Source organism: Streptomyces sp. LS1784, assembly GCF_020103755.1.
Lineage (GTDB): Bacteria > Actinomycetota > Actinomycetes > Streptomycetales > Streptomycetaceae > Kitasatospora.
Genome location: NZ_JAHSQD010001142.1, coordinates 1 through 995, shown reverse-complemented (window position 1 = coordinate 995; position 995 = coordinate 1). Strand labels below are relative to the sequence as shown.

General features: G+C 76.8%; 2 protein-coding genes. Both read left to right on the top strand.

The window, feature by feature from the left end; translation table 11 throughout:
- Positions 1–138: 138 nt before the first annotated feature.
- Positions 139–399, top strand: a complete 261-nt coding sequence (locus KS423_RS46200) for a hypothetical protein (protein ID WP_224285620.1) — start codon at positions 139–141, stop codon at positions 397–399.
- Between the two features lie 302 nt (positions 400–701).
- Complete coding sequence (locus KS423_RS46195; protein ID WP_224285619.1) at positions 702–899, top strand: thiazolylpeptide-type bacteriocin; 198 nt, start codon at positions 702–704, stop codon at positions 897–899.
- Positions 900–995: the final 96 nt, after the last annotated feature.

Sequence of the window (995 nt, the reverse complement as noted above, 5' to 3'; positions counted from 1 at the left end):
GGCGGCCCGGTGCCTGGGCTGCTGCCCCTGCCCTGAGCGGCCGCGGGCGGGCGGCGGTTCCGTCCGGCCCGTGCCGTGTGGCACCGTCGGCCGAACGCGTGAGCCGAACGCGTGAGGCCCCGGCGGTGACGCCCCGTCGTGCCGCCGGCCTGGACCAGCCTCCACGACGTCACGAAGTGGCACTCCCGCAAGGGGCCGAAGGCGAACGAGGACGTCCGCGCCCTCACCTCGGCGCTCGCCGGCCTGCCCGGCCCCAACGCCTACGCCCAGCCGGGCCCGTGCATCCCGTGGAGCCGGCACTGCTCGACGCGCGATCGGGCGCCGGTCAAGAAGCCCCTGGAGGACTTCATGAGCCAGGTTACCCACGACAAGGAGCCGGGAGGCCGGGAGGACGCGTGAGGCCGGTGCCGGTCGCGGCCGGATCGGGCCGTGGTCGGGGGTCCGTGGGGGGCCGCTGGAGCGCCGCTTGAGCCCGACCGGTCTTGAGCCGACGGGGTACGGGCTCCCGGCCAAGGTGCCGGCCGCCCGTACCGGCGGCCGCCGCCCGCTGCCTAGAGTCGTCCCCGGGCGGCGCGAAGCCCGGGGCCGAGCGGCCCGCGGACGGCGCACCCACGGGGGGCCCGGCACATCCCGCAGCACCCGCCTCGCAGGCACACCTTCCCGGTCCGACCGGCACGCCTGCCAACTCCAGGGAGACCGCCATGTCCGACACCACCACGTCCCGCACCGCTGCCACCGAGGGCCTCGACCTTCAGGACCTCGACCTCAGCGAGCTGACCGTCACCTCGCTGCGCGACACCGTCGCCCTGCCGGAGAACGGCGCGTCCTGGGGCTCCTGCTCCTGCCAGGGTTCGTCCTCCTGCGCGCAGCCGGACACCATGGTCGCGCCGCTCGACTGACGCGCCGCCACCGAGGTCCGGCCGCACGCCGAACCTGCCGGCCAGGCCCTCCGGGGCCGGTGCCACCGCACCGGGACGGAACCCGGCGCGTCCGCC

What these genes read in the sequence shown, in the direction of transcription:
- KS423_RS46195 (WP_224285619.1), top strand. Translation starts at nt 702, where the DNA reads ATGTCCGACACCACCACGTCCCGCACCGCTGCCACCGAGGGCCTCGAC.